General features: G+C 63.4%; 15 protein-coding genes. 9 read left to right on the forward strand and 6 right to left on the reverse strand.

The window, feature by feature from the left end; genetic code table 11:
* Positions 1–19: 19 nt before the first annotated feature.
* From FME97_RS09470 to trpS, 3 genes are all read right to left on the reverse strand, one after another.
* The gene (locus tag FME97_RS09470; RefSeq protein WP_141429304.1) at positions 20–358 is read right to left on the reverse strand and encodes a PAS domain-containing protein; all 339 of its coding nucleotides are present in this window, start codon (positions 356–358) and stop codon (positions 20–22) included.
* The gene (locus FME97_RS09475; RefSeq protein WP_141429306.1) at positions 355–2,136 is read right to left on the reverse strand and encodes a chloride channel protein; all 1,782 of its coding nucleotides are present in this window, start codon (positions 2,134–2,136) and stop codon (positions 355–357) included. The genes FME97_RS09470 and FME97_RS09475 overlap by 4 nt, the downstream gene beginning before the upstream one ends.
* Before the next feature lie 88 nt (positions 2,137–2,224).
* On the reverse strand, positions 2,225–3,352 hold the full coding sequence (gene trpS / locus FME97_RS09480) for a tryptophan--tRNA ligase (protein WP_141429307.1): 1,128 nt from the start codon (positions 3,350–3,352) through the stop codon (positions 2,225–2,227).
* A 271-nt stretch (positions 3,353–3,623) separates the two neighbouring features.
* Between trpS and FME97_RS09485 the strand changes: the two genes are divergently transcribed.
* The 8 genes from FME97_RS09485 to ahcY all read left to right on the forward strand — a co-directional run bounded on the left by FME97_RS09485 (position 3,624) and on the right by ahcY (position 11,899).
* The gene (locus tag FME97_RS09485) at positions 3,624–4,523 is read left to right on the forward strand and encodes a hydrogen peroxide-inducible genes activator (RefSeq protein ID WP_141429309.1); all 900 of its coding nucleotides are present in this window, start codon (positions 3,624–3,626) and stop codon (positions 4,521–4,523) included.
* A 203-nt stretch (positions 4,524–4,726) separates the two neighbouring features.
* Positions 4,727–5,077: a ribosome silencing factor gene (rsfS, locus tag FME97_RS09490; protein ID WP_141429311.1), complete on the forward strand. Its 351-nt coding sequence runs from the start codon at positions 4,727–4,729 to the stop codon at positions 5,075–5,077.
* 9 nt (positions 5,078–5,086) lie between these two features.
* A complete protein-coding gene (gene ftsH / locus FME97_RS09495) occupies positions 5,087–7,207 on the forward strand; it encodes an ATP-dependent zinc metalloprotease FtsH (RefSeq protein WP_141429313.1) in 2,121 nt (706 codons plus the stop codon).
* A 36-nt stretch (positions 7,208–7,243) separates the two neighbouring features.
* Complete coding sequence (locus FME97_RS09500) at positions 7,244–8,104, forward strand: phosphatidate cytidylyltransferase (RefSeq protein WP_232522863.1); 861 nt, start codon at positions 7,244–7,246, stop codon at positions 8,102–8,104.
* A 19-nt stretch (positions 8,105–8,123) separates the two neighbouring features.
* Positions 8,124–8,804: a phosphatidylserine decarboxylase family protein gene (locus FME97_RS09505; protein ID WP_141429315.1), complete on the forward strand. Its 681-nt coding sequence runs from the start codon at positions 8,124–8,126 to the stop codon at positions 8,802–8,804.
* A 12-nt stretch (positions 8,805–8,816) separates the two neighbouring features.
* Positions 8,817–9,923, forward strand: a complete 1,107-nt coding sequence (locus FME97_RS09510) for an AI-2E family transporter (protein WP_141429318.1) — start codon at positions 8,817–8,819, stop codon at positions 9,921–9,923.
* Positions 9,923–10,435: a riboflavin kinase gene (locus FME97_RS09515; RefSeq protein ID WP_232522864.1), complete on the forward strand. Its 513-nt coding sequence runs from the start codon at positions 9,923–9,925 to the stop codon at positions 10,433–10,435. Before FME97_RS09510 ends, FME97_RS09515 begins: the two co-directional genes overlap by 1 nt.
* 54 nt (positions 10,436–10,489) lie before the next feature.
* Positions 10,490–11,899 carry an adenosylhomocysteinase gene (gene ahcY / locus FME97_RS09520; protein WP_141429320.1) on the forward strand — a complete coding sequence of 470 codons (1,410 nt, stop codon included), beginning with the start codon at positions 10,490–10,492 and terminating at the stop codon, positions 11,897–11,899.
* A 186-nt stretch (positions 11,900–12,085) separates the two neighbouring features.
* On the opposite strand, the gene FME97_RS09525 is transcribed toward ahcY, so the two are convergent.
* From FME97_RS09525 to panC, 3 genes are read right to left on the reverse strand one after another with little or no spacing between them, the layout of a single operon-like run.
* Complete coding sequence (locus FME97_RS09525; protein ID WP_141429321.1) at positions 12,086–12,598, reverse strand: DUF456 domain-containing protein; 513 nt, start codon at positions 12,596–12,598, stop codon at positions 12,086–12,088.
* Between the two features lie 50 nt (positions 12,599–12,648).
* Complete coding sequence (gene panD / locus FME97_RS09530; protein WP_141429323.1) at positions 12,649–13,008, reverse strand: aspartate 1-decarboxylase; 360 nt, start codon at positions 13,006–13,008, stop codon at positions 12,649–12,651.
* Entirely contained in the window at positions 13,008–13,844 is an 837-nt protein-coding gene (gene panC / locus FME97_RS09535) for a pantoate--beta-alanine ligase (RefSeq protein WP_141429325.1), read from the reverse strand. The genes panD and panC overlap by 1 nt, the downstream gene beginning before the upstream one ends.
* A gap of 105 nt (positions 13,845–13,949) precedes the next feature.
* Between panC and FME97_RS09540 the strand changes: the two genes are divergently transcribed.
* Positions 13,950–14,729, forward strand: coding sequence for a 3-keto-disaccharide hydrolase (locus FME97_RS09540; protein ID WP_141429327.1), 780 nt, complete (start codon positions 13,950–13,952; stop codon positions 14,727–14,729).
* Positions 14,730–14,740: the final 11 nt, after the last annotated feature.

The raw sequence follows: 14,740 nt of genomic DNA on the forward strand, positions 1-14,740 counted from the left end.
AATATACGCGACTAAAAAATCAACCCCGGACATAGTGGGGCAGTTCGGCGGGGATTTCCAGCGAAAATTCGACCAGTCCGCCGATCCGCCCTTCGCGGCGCCAGACGGTCTGGTAGATCAGTTTCCGCACGCCCCGTTTCTCGATCGTGTAGATGTTCCGCCCGCCCTCTTTGAGCAGACGCCGGATGACGGCGCGCGAGCGTTCGTTGTGGCAGGGGATGAGCGAACGGCCGCGCACGTCGCCGTTCACCGCCGCCGAGCGGGCATTCTGGTAGAGCACGGTCCCCTCCGTGTCGCAGACCGTCACGGCGCAGTCCGTCTCGTCGGCCCAGGGGCAGTTCCATTCGTTCGTCGTCATTGCTGTATTTTCACCAGTTGTTCGCGGTAGGCGTTCAGGATGCGCGATTTGGAGATGAAGCCCAGGTAGCGGTTCTTCTTGTCCACCACGGGCAACATCCACGTGTGTTTGTCCTCGAATTTCTCCATGACGCTCATGATCGACTCGTGCTCGAGGATCCGGTCGGGCGGGGCGATCATGTAGTCCGAGATCGGCCGTCCGTACTTTTCGGGCTTGAACATGTCCTCGCGCAGGTCGTCGAGCTGCACCACGCCCAGCAGCCGCCCGAAGTTGTCGATCACGGGAAAGATGTTGCGGCGGGCCGTCGAGATGATGTGCACGATGTCGCCCAGCGTCATGTTCTCCTTGATGCGCAGGAAGTCGGTCTCCATCAGCTCGTCGAGTTTGAGGAAGACGAACACCGACTGGTCCTTGTCGTGCGTGAGCAGTTCGCCCCGCTGGCGCAGTTGTTTGGTGTAGATCGAGTCGGGATCGAGGTAGTAGTCCACGGCGAACGAGATGCAGGCCGTGATCATCAGGGGAATGAACAGTCCGTAGCCGTTCGACAGTTCGGCTATGAGGAAGATCGAGGTGAGCGGGGCGTTCATCACCCCCGACATGACGCCCGCCATGCCGACGAGCGTGAACGAGACCACCGAGACGTCCCATTGGAAGAGCATGTTGCAGACGAGCGCCAGCGTCGCCCCGGTGAACGCGCCGACGAACAGCGACGGGGCGAAGGTTCCGCCCACGCCGCCCGCGGCGTTGGTGGAGGCCATGGCGATCACCTTGAAGAACATGGTGGCGATGATGAAGAGGATCACCACCCAGTCGATGTCGCGGAAGCGGTAGAAGAGCGAGTTGTCGAACAACACCTGCGTATTGCCGTGCATCAGGGCGGTGAATCCTTCGTATCCTTCGCCGTAGAGGGGCGGGAAGATGAAGATGAGCACGCCGAGAATGGCGCCGCCCCACATCCATTTTTTCCACTGCCTGTCGATGCCTTTGAAGAAGCCGCCGACGCGCGAGTTCATCGAGGTGAAGTACCATGCCATCAGGCCGCACAGCACGCCCAGCAGGATGAAGAGCGGAATCTGCCACAGTTCGAAGGCGTCCTCCGGAGCCAGCGTCACGGCCAGAATCGGGTCGAAGCCGCGCAGCATGAAGGCCATGGTCGTCGCGGTGATCGAGGCGATGAGCAGCGGGATGACCGAGCCGGCGGTGATGTCGAGCATCAGGATCTCCAGCACGAAGACCACGCCCGTGATCGGGGCCTTGAAGATGGCGGCCAGCGCCGCGCCCGCGCCGCAGCAGAGCAGCAGCGTGGTGTTCTTGTAGTTGAGCCGGGCCAGCCGTCCGACGTTCGAGCCGATGGCCGCTCCGGTCAGCACGATCGGGGCCTCGGGACCGACCGATCCGCCGAATCCGATCGTCGTGGCGCCTCCCACGACCGAGGTCCAGCAGTTGTGCCGTGCGATGCGCGAGTTGCGGCTCGACATGGCGTAGAGCACGCGCGTGACGCCTTCCGAGATGTTGTCGCGGACGACGTATTTGACGAAAAGCGTGGCCAGAATGATGCCGACGGCGGGGTAGAATAGCAGCAGCACGTGCGCGCTGTCCACCGGAAACCAGTGCGTGAGCCCGTTCCGGATGCCGTAGAGGAGCATTTCGAACAGATAGGTGCCCACTCCGGCGAGCGCACCGACCGCCACGGCCAGAAGCATCATCATCTGGCGGTTCGACAGCCTCCGCGTCAGGCGGAGGAACATGCGGTAGATGCGGTCGGTACGGATCTGCATGGTTCTCAGTCTTTAAAACGTGTGCGGTCCGGGGCGGCGTTCCGGAGGCCGCCCCTCCGGTTCCGGCGCCGCTCCCGGCGATTCCGCGCTATTCGCCCTTCGCGGCGTAGTGCCGGGCCTGCTCCTCGATCAGCTCCCGGTCGTCGAAGTAGTCGATCTTCATGGCGCGGCGCACTTCGCGGAGCGTCTCGGCGGCCGTCGCGCGGGCCTTTTCGGAGCCGGCGCGGAGGATTTCGTACACTTCGCCGATGCGGTTCTCGTACTCCCTGCGGCGGGCGCGGATTGGGTCGAGCGTCTCGTTCAGTACGGCGATGAGCAGCCGTTTCACCTTCACGTCGCCCAGTCCGCCGCGGCGGTAGTGGGCCTTCAGCTCGTCGAGCGAGGCGTATTCGGGCAGGTAGCGTCCGAAATGCTCCGGGAGGCAGAAGGCGTCGAGGTAGGTGAAGACCGTGTTGCCCTCGACCTTGCCCGGGTCCTCCACGCGCAGGTGGTCGGGGTCGGTGTACATGCCCATGACCTTCTTCCTGACCTCCTCGGCCGTGTCCGAAAGGTAGATGCAGTTGCCCAGCGACTTGGACATCTTGGCCTTGCCGTCGGTTCCCGGCAGGCGCATGCAGGCGGCGTTGTCGGGCAGCAGGATCTCCGGTTCGACGAGTGTCTGGCCATAGACGGAGTTGAACTTGTGGACGATCTCGCGCGTCTGTTCGATCATCGGTTCCTGGTCTTCGCCCGCCGGAACGGTCGTGGCCTTGAAGGCCGTGATGTCCGACGCCTGGCTGATGGGGTAGGTGAAGAATCCCACGGGAATGCCCTGCCGCTGCGTCGTGTCGCCCTCGGCCGCCCCTTCGGCGAAGCCGCGGAGCGTGATTTCGGCCTTTACGGTCGGATTGCGCTGAAGGCGCTGCACCGTCACCAGATTCATGTAGTAGAACGCCAGTTCGCACAGTTCGGGGACCTGCGACTGGATGAAGAGCGTCGAACGCGCCGGGTCGAGACCCGCCGAGAGGTAATCGAGCGCCACCTCCACGATATTCTGCCGCACCTTTTCGGGATTGTCCGCATTGTCCGTGAGCGCCTGTGCGTCGGCGATCATGATGAATATGCGCTCGAATTCGCCCGAGTTCTGCAATTCGACGCGGCGGCGCAGCGATCCGACGTAATGCCCCAAATGGAGCCGGCCCGTGGGGCGGTCGCCGGTAAGAATGATTTTTCCCATAGCGTTTTTCAGCGGTCGTGTTTCGTTTATGTATGGCGAAGCGTGTGCGGTCCGGAGCTTCTGTCCGGATCGGGACGGTCCCGCCGGAGCGGTCGTCCGGTCGTCGTCGTATCCCTTCTCCGGCGCCTTTCCGACGGGCCGGGACGGGGTTTCGCCGCCGCTTCGCGGTGGATTCATCGGACAAACATACGAAAATCCGCGCGCGCGGCCTAATAAAGTTGGCGGATATAGTTTTTTTTTATATATTCGCCCTGCGAAATAACGCGCTGCTATGACTATAATCCAACTCGAATACCTGCTGGCGGTGGCCAACTGCGGCAGTTTTTCCCAGGCTGCCGAGCACTGCTTCGTGACGCAGCCCTCGCTGAGCATGCAGGTCAAGGCCCTCGAAGAGGAGCTGGGCGTGGTGCTGCTCGACCGTTCGAAGAAGCCCGTCATTCCGACCGAGGCGGGCGAGGTCGTGATCGGGAAGGCCCGCGAGACGCTCAAGGCCTACAACTGCATCCGCGAGGCGGTTTCGGAGCTGAAGGGCGAGACGGCGGGCAAGCTGCGGCTGGGGGTCATTCCGACCATCGCGCCCTACCTGCTGCACAAGTTCATCCCCGCCTTCGTGCGCGACTACCCGAAGGTCGAGCTGGAAATCTCGGAGATGATTACCTCCGACATCGTCGAGGCCCTCAAGCGCGACCGGATCGACGCCGCGCTGGTGGCCAGCGGGACCTGCGGCGAGGGGATCACCGAGCAGGAGCTTTTCAGCGACCGCTTCTATGCCTACGTGTCGCCCGAGAACCCGCTTTTCGAGCGGTCGAACATCCGCATCGAGGACATCGACCTGAAGGATCTGGTGATTCTGAGTCCCGGAAACTGTATGCGCGACCAGATCATCGAGCTGTGCCAGGCCCGCCGTTCGATGCCTTCGCACTACACCTTCGAGTCGGGGTCGCTCGATACGCTCATGCGCATCGTGGACTGCACCTCGTGTCTGACGATCGTTCCGGAGATGGCCGTGGAGTACATCCCCGCCGATCGCCGCGACCGGCTGAAGACCATCGCCAAGGGGGCCACTTCGCGCAAGATCGCCGTCGCCGTGCGGCGCACCTATGTCAAGAATTCGATCATCAGGGCCCTGACGGACACGATTCTGGCGAACGTCCCGGCGGCCCGGGCCTGACGGCGGCCCCGTCGGTCCGCTTCGTCTCTCTGCCGGACGGATGCGGCCTGTCCGCCCGTCCGTCATGCCGCCCGACGGCACGGCCGTGCGTTGCCCGGCATGGCCGCTTTTTTCTCCGGCTGCTCCTATTTTGCAATCCATAATTTTCAAATCCGGATAATCTTTCGTACCTTTGCAAGGTTATAGACCCGTAACGGATTTTTATGGATAAACTGATCGAAACGATCGTCAGCGCGATTGAAGATAAAAAAGGTAAGAATATTGTATCGCTGGACCTCTCGGGGTTCGACGGGGCGATCTGCTCGCATTTCGTCGTCTGCAACGCCGATTCCACCACGCAGGTGGCGGCCATCGCCGGCGGCATCGAGGAGAAGGTGCTCGAAACGCTGGGCGAGAAGGTGTGGCGCGTCGAGGGACAGCAGAACGCCCTCTGGATCGCCATGGACTATGTGGACGTGGTGGTACACATTTTCCAGACCGATCTGCGCGGTTTCTACAAGCTCGAGGAGCTGTGGGCCGATGCGCCGATGGTGAAGTACGAATACGAAGCGTGAATTTGATTTATGGCACAACAACGGAAGAACAACAATAGAATGAACATGCCGCGGCCCTCCTATTTCTGGCTTTACGGACTGGCCGCCGTTTTTATCATCGGCTGGGCCGTCATGGGGGGCGGGAACGACGCCCCGCAGCCCAGCGACTGGACCTCTGTCGAACGGATGGTCGAGCAGGGCGAGGTGGAGCGCATTCAGGTCGTGAACCGCGACCAGGCGCAGGTCTTTCTCCGAAAGGAGGCGATCGGGAAGTACCGCAACGACGCGGAGAACAGGCAGTACGCACGGATTCCCGAGAACGGTGCGCAGTTGTTCTTCACCATCGGGTCCGTCGATTCGTTCCGCGAGGACCTGAGCGCCGCCGAGCAGCGCTCAGGCCATACGGTCCCCGTCGTCTATAAGAACGAGAAGAACGACTGGACGTCGCTGCTCATCAACCTGCTGCCGTGGGTGGTCATCATCGGCGCGTGGTTCTTCATCATGCGCTCCATGTCGCGCGGAGCGGGCGCCGGGGGCGGCGGAGGCATCATGAACGTCGGCAAGGCCAAGGCGCAGGTATTCGACAAGGACAACTCCCGGCGCGTGACCTTCAAGGACGTCGCCGGACTGGAGGAGGCCAAGGTCGAGATCATGGAGATCGTCGATTTCCTCAAGAAGGCCGACAAGTACAAGGAGCTGGGTGCGAAGATACCGAAAGGCGCGCTGCTCGTGGGCCCTCCGGGAACGGGCAAGACGCTGCTGGCCAAAGCCGTGGCCGGCGAGGCCAACGTGCCGTTCCTCTCGATTTCGGGTTCGGATTTCGTGGAGATGTTCGTCGGTGTGGGCGCGTCGCGCGTGAGGGACCTTTTCGAGCAGGCCAAGCAGAAGGCGCCGTGCATCGTCTTCATCGACGAGATCGACGCCATCGGCCGCGCCCGCGGCAAGAACGCCGGATTCTCCGGCAACGACGAGCGCGAGAACACGCTCAACCAGTTGCTGACCGAGATGGACGGCTTCCAGACCAATACGGGCGTCATCGTCCTCGCGGCCACGAACCGCGCCGACATTCTGGACAAGGCGCTCATGCGTGCCGGCCGTTTCGACCGTCAGATCGAAGTCGGGCTTCCCGACGTCAAGGAGCGCGAGGAGATTTTCGAGGTGCACCTGCGGCCGCTCAAGCTCGATCCGGACCTCGACCGTTCGTTCCTGGCGCGCCAGACTCCCGGCTTCTCGGGCGCCGACATCGCCAACGTCTGCAACGAGGCGGCGCTCATCGCCGCGCGGCATAACAAGAAATTCATCGCCAAGGAGGATTTCCTGGCCGCCATCGACCGCATCGTGGGCGGTCTGGAGCGCAAGAACAAGATCATCACCGACGAGGAGAAGCGCGTGATCGCCTACCACGAGGCGGGACACGCCACCGTGAGCTGGATTCTCGAGAACGCCAGCCCGCTGATCAAGGTGACGATCATCCCGCGCGGCAAGGCCCTCGGGGCGGCGTGGTATCTGCCCGAGGAGCGGCAGATCACCACGCGCGAGCAGCTCATGGACGAACTGGCCGCCACGCTCGGCGGCCGCGTGTCGGAGCAGCTCACCTTCGGCGAGGTCTCGACCGGGGCGCTGAACGATCTGGAGCGCGTCACCAAGCAGGCTTACGCCATGGTGGCCTACTACGGCATGAGCGAGAACGTGGGCACGCTCTCCTATTACGATTCGACGGGGCAGAGCGACATGGCCTTCACCAAACCCTATTCGGAACTGACGGCCCAGCAGATCGACGCCGAGGCCAGGCGCGTGATCGAACAGGCCTATGCCATGGCCGAGAAGGTGCTGCGGGAACACGCCGACGGCGTGAAGGAGCTGGCCGAACTGCTCCTTTCGCGCGAGGTGGTCTTCACCGAGGACGTCGAGCGCATCTTCGGCAAACGCAAGAAGGACATCGAGCGGGAGCGCCGCGAAGCCGAGGCGAAGGCCGCGGCGGAACGCAATGCCGCCGGGAATGTTCCGCAGCCGGCCGCGGAGGAGACGTCAGGCGCTGCGGTCCCGGGAACTGGATCCGCGGTTTCGGAACCGGCCGGTCCGGCGGCGTCCGGAGCCGCTTCGGAGAAGGTGTCCGAAACCGCCGCCTCGGGGAAATCCGGCGGGAAATAGCTGCGAATCTCGAATCCAAATAACCTCGACAGACGGATGAGTGACAAGATGAAGAACCTCGGAGTGCGCACGTTGAGCGGTATCGTGCTCGGCGCGGTGGTGCTCGGCGCGGTGATCTGGTCGGTGTGGAGTTTCGGCGCGTTGCTGGCACTGCTGCTCGTGGCCGGCATGGCGGAGTTTTACGGTTTGGCCGAAAAGCGGGGCGGAGCGCCCCAGCGCGTGATCGGTACGGTCACGGGACTCGCGCTCTTCGCGCTCAATTTCTATTTCGCCTGGTGCATCGCCTTCGGGCGGGGCTATGTCGTGCTCGGCGACAGCCCGTGGCTGGAGTGGGGCCTCGCGTTCGTGCTCCTGCTGCTGCCCGTGACGCTCGTCTGCGAACTGTTCCGCGGGCGGGAGAATCCGGCCGCCGACATTGGCGTGACGCTGCTGGGCGTCGTCTATGTGGCGTTGCCCTTCTCGCTGATGTGCTATATTCCGGTGCTGGCAGGCGAGGGGTGGTGTCCCCGGCCCGTGCTCTTCTACATTTTCATCGTCTGGGCCAACGACGTCTTCGCCTACCTGGTGGGGATGACCTGCGGGCGGCACCGCCTCTGCGAACGCCTTTCGCCCAAGAAGTCGTGGGAAGGGTTCTTCGGCGGACTGGCCGGGGCCGTCGCGCTGGGACTCGCCGCGGCGCACGTGTCGGGCGGCGGCTACGCCGCCTGGGTCGGGCTGGCGCTCGTCGCCGCCTCGACGGCCGTGTTGGGCGATCTGGCCGAGTCGATGTTCAAGCGGGCCGCGGACGTCAAGGATTCGGGACGGCTCATTCCCGGCCACGGCGGCGTGCTGGACCGTTTCGACGCCATGCTGCTTTCGGCGCCTTTCGTGCTGGTGTATATGCTTATCGTAATGTAACTGCAAACCGATTTCGGATATGAGAATAAATAAGGAAGGCTACAAAATCATCGGAATCTCGGGCGTCGTGTGCGTGCTGATCTGGTGGCTCTTTTACCATTTGCTCGAGAGCGATGCGAGCGAAGTGCTCCTGTGGGTCGGCACGGCGTTCCTGCTGCTCTTCTGGTTCTTCATCGTGGCGTTCTTCCGCGAGCCGCGGCGCGTGCGCATCCACGATGCCGACCTGGTCTTCGCCCCCTGCGACGGCCGCGTAGTCGTCACGGAGAACGTGCGGGAGACCGAGTATCTGGGCCGCGAGATGTTGCAGATTTCGATTTTCATGTCCATCACCAATATCCACATGAACTGGGTTCCCGTAGGCGGCGAGGTGGAGTACTTCAAGTACCATCCGGGCCGGTTTCTGGTGGCGTGGCATCCCAAATCCTCCACCGAGAACGAGCGCACGACGACCGTGGTGCGGATGCCTTCGGGCCAGCAGGTGCTTTTCCGGCAGATCGCCGGACTGATCGCGCGCCGGATCATCTCCTATATGAAGGTGGGCCATGCCGTCGAACAGAACAGCGTCTGCGGTTTCATCAAGTTCGGTTCGCGCGTCGATGTGCTCGTGCCGAAAGACAGCGAACTGCTCGTCGAGATCGGCGATCCCGTCGTCGGCTCGCAGACGCCCATCGCGCGTCTGCGCAAGCAGCCGGCCGAATAAATGCCCCGGACCATGAAAACGACTCCCCAGACCTTCCTGCGGTTCATTGCCGGTGCTGCCGCCGCTGCGGCCGTGCTCTTCCTGGTCTGGTACTTCTCGTCGATCGTCGTTTACATTCTCATTTCGGCCGTGCTGGCCGTCATGGGCAATCCGCTGGTGCGGCGCCTTTCGGCCGTGCACGTGCGGGGCTGGCGGATTCCCCGCTGGCTGGCGGCCTTTGCGGCGCTGGTGGTCATCTGGGTGGTGATCGCCACGCTGTGCTCGCTGTTCGTGCCGCTGGTCTTCAACAAGATCAACCAGTTGGCGCACGTCGATTTCGCCACCGTCGTCGCTTCGATCGAGGAGCCGATCGCCCGGGCGCAGAACTACTTGCAGTCGCTCTTCGCCCAGCCCTCCAGCTCCTTCTCGCTGCCCGACGCGCTGACGCGGACGCTGCGGCAGGTCGTGGACTTCGAGTCGCTCAACAGCGTCTTCTCGTCGATCGTCGGCATCGTCATCTCGTCGGTCATCTCCGTCTTCTCCGTCTCGTTCATCACCTTTTTCTTCCTCAAGGACGAGGGGCTGTTCTACGCGATGGTGACCACGCTTTTTCCCGACCGTTACCGCGAAAATCTGACGCGCGCGCTGGATTCGGTCACGGTGCTGCTGGCGCGCTACTTCACGGGCATTCTCACCGAGAGCCTGCTGCTCATGATCGCCGTGTCGCTTACGATGATGGCCTTCGGGATGAAGGCGGCCGACGCGGCGTTCATCGGTCTTGTGATGGGCGTGATGAACGTCGTGCCCTATGCCGGCCCGCTCATCGGCGGCGTCTTTTCGGTCTTCGTGGGCATCGTGACCCCCATCGAGGGGATGACCGTGGGACATACGGCCTTCGTGATCGCCGGGTCGTTGCTGATCCTCAAGGGACTGGACGACTTCGTGCTGCAACCGACGCTCTATTCGGAGCGCGTGAAGGCCCATCCGCTCGAAATCTTTCTCGTGATCCTGATCGCCGGCTCGCTGGCCGGCATCCTCGGCATGCTGCTGGCGATTCCCTCCTATACGGTCCTCCGCGTCTTCGCCAAGGAGTTCTTCTCCCAGTTCCGGCTGGTGCGTAAACTGACTGAGAAAATCTGATGGCGGAGCGGTCGGAAGAGCGGGTGCGGGCGGCGGTTTCCGCCCCGGAGCGCAGGGAGGCGGAACGGACGGTTCCGGGACAGAGCGCCCCGGAAGGGGGCTCTCCGGAACAGCATGTTCCGGGTCGGGACGCCGCAGGCATGATCGTCGAAGGGGTGGTGGAGCACGGCCGCCGGCTCGGCCGCGAGCTGGGTTTTCCGACGGCCAACCTGCCCGTGCCGGAGCATTTCGGGGCTTCGGACGGCGTCTACCGGACGCGTGCGACGGTCGGGGGACGGACTTTCGACGCCATGTCGAACCTCGGCAGCAACCCTTCGGTCGGAGGCGTCGAACGGCGGCTGGAGACGCATATTTTCGGTTTCGGCGGCGAACTGTACGGCCTGCGGCTGCGGGTCGAGCTGCTCGGAAAGATCCGCGACGAGCGCCGTTTCGCTTCGGTCGGGGAGCTTCGCGCCCAGATCGCCCGGGACCGGGAGACGGTGCTGGCGCAGATCGCCGGCGAGCGGGAGTGACGCCGGATTGCCGGAACGGAATCGCAGTAACTTCGTTAAAAAAACAGATAAGCTATGTATTTGGATTCTACGCTTCCCTACAAGGTCGCCGACATGTCGCTGGCCGAATGGGGCCGCAAGGAGATCGAGATCTCCGAACACGAAATGCCGGGCCTGATGGCCGTGCGGCGGGAATACGGGCCGCTCAAGCCGCTCAAGGGCGTGCGCGTGATGGGATCGCTGCACATGACCATCCAGACGGCCGTGCTGATCGAGACGCTCGTGGAGCTGGGCGCCGACGTGCGCTGGTGCTCGTGCAACATCTTCTCGACGCAGGACCACGCCGCGGCCGCCATCGCCGCCGCGGGCGTTCCGGTCTTCGCCTGGAAGGGCGAGACGCTGCCCGAGTACTGGTGGTGTACGGCCATGGCCCTCTCGTTTCCGGGCGGCAAGGGACCGCAGCTCGTCGTGGACGACGGCGGCGACGCCACCCTGCTGATCCACAAGGGATACAGGGCCGAGAACGACGCCTCGACGCTCGACTGCACCCCTTCGTCCTACGAGGAGGAGGTGATTCTCTCGACGCTTCGGACGATTCTCGCGGAGGACGGACGGAAGTGGCACCGCACCGTGGACGAGTGGCGGGGCGTGAGCGAGGAGACCACCACGGGCGTACACCGGCTCTATCAGATGCAGGAGGCCGGCGAGCTGCTCGTGCCGGCCATCAATGTCAATGACTCGTGCACCAAGTCGAAGTTCGACAACCTCTACGGCTGCCGCGAGTCGCTGGCCGACGGCATCAAGCGCGCCACGGACGTGATGATCGCGGGCAAAGTCGTCGTCGTGTGCGGCTACGGAGACGTGGGCAAGGGCTGCGCCCGCTCGATGCGCTCGTACGGCGCGCGGGTGATCGTCACGGAGATCGACCCGATCTGCGCCTTGCAGGCCGCCATGGAGGGCTTCGAGGTGAAGACCGTCGAAAGCGCACTCCCCGAGGGCAACATCTTCGTCACGTGTACGGGCAACTGCGACATCATCACGCTCGAACACATGGAGCGGATGCGCGACCAGGCCATCGTCTGCAATATCGGCCACTTCGACAACGAGATCCAGATGGCGCGCCTCGAGAAGTCGGCGGCCGTGAAGACCAACATCAAGCCGCAGGTCGATAAGTTCACCTTCCCCGACGGGCATTCGATCTTCGTTCTGGCCGAGGGGCGTCTGGTGAACCTCGGCTGCGCCACGGGCCACCCGTCGTTCGTCATGTCGAACTCCTTCACGAACCAGTGCCTCGCACAGATGGAGCTGTGGCGGGAGAAGCTTCCGGTGGGTGTTTACCGCCTTCCCAAGCGGCTCGACGAGGAGGTGGCGCGGCTGCATCTGGCCAGCCTCGGCGTGGAGCTCACGCGCCTGACGAAGAAGCAGGCCGACTATATCGGCGTTCCCGAGGAGGGACCCTACAAGGCCGAACACTACCGCTATTGATCTCCCGGCGGAGATTCCGCTTCCCTTGCGCGAGGCCGCGATCCGACAGGTCGCGGCCTCGCGCGTTTCCCGGACGGAAAACGGCGGGCGGGCCGCAGCGGATGCGCCCCTTCGCGTGTATGGATATTGTGTGTAAGGGACCGGCGGTTTCCGGTCCCGGGGGATGAAAAGGCGGATTCTTGTGGATCAGAAAAGTCCTGCGGCCCACTCCCGGAGTACGGGGTAGGTGTCGGCGGTGACATGCAGGAGCATCCCTACGGCGGCGACGAGTTTGATGCCCGTGCCGACGATGAACGAGAGGAACGAGCCGATGCCCACGAGCAGCGCCTTGCCCGGGTCGCTCTTGTCGTGGAGCAGTTCGCCCAGCACGGCCCCGAAGAAGGGACCGAGGACGATGCCCAGCGGAGGGAAGAGGAAGAACCCGGCGAAGACGCCCACCGTGGCGCCTATGGCTCCGGCGCGCGAGCCGCCGAACCGCCGGGTCATCCATGCGGGCAGAAAATAGTCGATGACGCTCACTGCGACGGTGATCGCCAGCCAGGTCCAGAGCGCTGCGCCGCCGATCGTCGAGTAGGAGGTCAAGTAGGCGCACACCAGCCCCGCATAGCTCAGCACGACGCCGGGCAGCGCCGGAACGATGCAACCGACGATACCTGTGATCGTGAAGACGAAGGCCAGTATCGAGAGGGTGATGTCCATGTTTTGCGGAACGGTTTTTTCTGCGGCGAACGGCCCGGAGCCGGGAAAAACTACCGGATGAGCCGGTTGGTCTCCGTGTCGGGGAAGACGATCCAGGGCCGGAACGCTTTGGCGTCCTCGAAATCCATCAGCGCGTAGGAGGCGATGATTACCACGTCGCCCACCTGCACCTTGCGGGCGGCCGCGCCGTTGAGGCAGATCGCGCCGCTGCCGCGTTCGCCCTTGATGATGTAGGTCTCGAAACGCTCCCCGTTGTTGATGTCCATGATCTGAACCTTCTCGCCCTCGATCATGTTGGCGGCGTCGAGCAGCTCCTCGTCGATGGTGATGCTGCCCACGTAATTCAGATTGGCCTGCGTGACGGTCACGCGGTGAATCTTCGACTTGATGACTTCGATCTGGAATTTCATTATCGGATGCGGATGTTATCGATTAGACGAATCGCTCCGGCCTGCACGGCGATGCAGCCCTGGATGCGCCCGGCGTCGCTCCATGCGGCGACCTCCTGCATCGTCAGCGCATCGACCGACTGGTAGTAGATCACCTTCAGCAGCGGGTTGCGCTCCACTTCGGCCACGACCCACGCCTTCAGTTCGGCGGGCGTCATTGCGTGCGACCGTTCGGCGGCGGCGCGCAGCGTGGCGTAGATGTGCGGCGCGGCGGCGCGGTGTGCGGCGTCGAGCAGCGTGTTGCGCGACGAGAGGGCCAGTCCGTCCTCGCCGCGGACGATCGGACACTCGACGATTTCGACCGGCAGCGCCAGTTGGCGCACCATCGCTCGGATGACGGCGATCTGCTGGAAGTCCTTCTCTCCGAAGTAGGCGCGCGCCGGGCGCACGATGTCGAACAGGCGGCTCACGACCTGTGCCACGCCGTTGAAATGGCCCGGCCGCGTCGCGCCCTCCATCACCTTGTCCACCTGCCCGAAGTCGAATACCCGGGTGTCGGGTTCGGGGTAGATCTCTTCGACCGGCGGCATGAGCACGAAGTCCGCTCCGGCTTCCGCGAGCAGCCGCTCGTCGGCCTCCGGCGTGCGGGGGTAGTGCTTCAGGTCGTTCTTGTCGTTGAATTGCGTGGGGTTCACGAAGACGCTCACCACGACGGTCCGGTTCTCCCGCCGGGCGCGTTCGACGAGCGAGCGGTGTCCCGCGTGCAGGGCGCCCATCGTCGGCACGAAGCCGATGCCCGACCGCTCCGTCCGGTCCAGTTCGGCACGGAGCTCCTTGACGCTTGTCAGTACTTTCATCCCTTTCTCTGAAACGATTGCGGCGCAAAGGTAGAAAAGATAATTAAGAAAGGGAAATGAAAAGTGAATTTTCGTATCTTTGCATACCTGTAAAATAAGAATCGTATGAACATGAAAGCTTACCTGAAAGGCGCTCTGGCCGTGCTGGCATGTACGGCGGGCATCGCGGCCCATGCGCAGAAAAACTATCCCCGGCAGGAGCCGATGACACCCGGCATGTCCGAATACTGGACGCCGCAGCCCGCGGTGGTCGCCCCGGGCGACAGCCGGACGAACGGCGCCCCGTCCGACGCCGTCGTGCTTTTCGACGGCAGCGACCTGTCGGCCTGGACGTCGGCCGGCGGCGGTCCGGCCGAGTGGCCCGTGCACGACGGGGTCTTCACGGTCGATAAGTCGAAGGGCGACATCCTGACGAAGCGGAGTTTCGAGAACTTCCAGCTCCACCTCGAGTGGTGCGTTCCGGAGGGCATCTCCGGCGAGAGCCAGTCGCGCGGCAACAGTGGCGTTTTTCTTCAGGACAAGTACGAAATCCAGATTCTCGACGGTTACCGCAACGAAACCTACGTGAACGGGCAGGTCGGCAGCGTCTATAAGCAGACGCCCCCGCTGGTGAACGCCATGCGCCGCCCGGGCGAGTGGAACGTCTTCGACATCATCTACTCCGCTCCGGTCTTCAAGGAGGACGGCTCCTACCGTATTCCGCCGCACGTGACGGTGATTCTCAACGGCGTGGTGCTACAGAACAATACGACGATCCTCGGAACCACGGAGTACGTCGGATTCCCGCGCGTGGTGAAGCACGGCGCCGGACCGCTCCGCCTGCAGTCGCACGGCGACCCGAGCGAGCCGATCAGTTTCCGCAACATCTGGATCCGGGAGCTGTAAGCCTTCCGGCC

Origin of the sequence: Alistipes dispar (genome assembly GCF_006542685.1) — a bacterium.
GTDB classification, from domain to species: Bacteria; Bacteroidota; Bacteroidia; order Bacteroidales; family Rikenellaceae; genus Alistipes; species Alistipes dispar.

Bases quoted from the DNA above. Each gene is read 5' to 3' on its own strand.
- FME97_RS09470 (WP_141429304.1), bottom strand. From the start codon at position 358: ATGACGACGAACGAATGGAACTGCCCCTGGGCCGACGAGACGGACTGC.
- FME97_RS09475 (WP_141429306.1), bottom strand. From the start codon at position 2,136: ATGCAGATCCGTACCGACCGCATCTACCGCATGTTCCTCCGCCTGACG.
- trpS (WP_141429307.1), bottom strand. From the start codon at position 3,352: ATGGGAAAAATCATTCTTACCGGCGACCGCCCCACGGGCCGGCTCCAT.
- FME97_RS09485 (WP_141429309.1), top strand. From the start codon at position 3,624: ATGACTATAATCCAACTCGAATACCTGCTGGCGGTGGCCAACTGCGGC.
- rsfS (WP_141429311.1), top strand. From the start codon at position 4,727: ATGGATAAACTGATCGAAACGATCGTCAGCGCGATTGAAGATAAAAAA.
- ftsH (WP_141429313.1), top strand. From the start codon at position 5,087: ATGGCACAACAACGGAAGAACAACAATAGAATGAACATGCCGCGGCCC.
- FME97_RS09500 (WP_232522863.1), top strand. From the start codon at position 7,244: ATGAGTGACAAGATGAAGAACCTCGGAGTGCGCACGTTGAGCGGTATC.
- FME97_RS09505 (WP_141429315.1), top strand. From the start codon at position 8,124: ATGAGAATAAATAAGGAAGGCTACAAAATCATCGGAATCTCGGGCGTC.
- FME97_RS09510 (WP_141429318.1), top strand. From the start codon at position 8,817: ATGAAAACGACTCCCCAGACCTTCCTGCGGTTCATTGCCGGTGCTGCC.
- FME97_RS09515 (WP_232522864.1), top strand. From the start codon at position 9,923: ATGGCGGAGCGGTCGGAAGAGCGGGTGCGGGCGGCGGTTTCCGCCCCG.
- ahcY (WP_141429320.1), top strand. From the start codon at position 10,490: ATGTATTTGGATTCTACGCTTCCCTACAAGGTCGCCGACATGTCGCTG.
- FME97_RS09525 (WP_141429321.1), bottom strand. From the start codon at position 12,598: ATGGACATCACCCTCTCGATACTGGCCTTCGTCTTCACGATCACAGGT.
- panD (WP_141429323.1), bottom strand. From the start codon at position 13,008: ATGAAATTCCAGATCGAAGTCATCAAGTCGAAGATTCACCGCGTGACC.
- panC (WP_141429325.1), bottom strand. From the start codon at position 13,844: ATGAAAGTACTGACAAGCGTCAAGGAGCTCCGTGCCGAACTGGACCGG.
- FME97_RS09540 (WP_141429327.1), top strand. From the start codon at position 13,950: ATGAACATGAAAGCTTACCTGAAAGGCGCTCTGGCCGTGCTGGCATGT.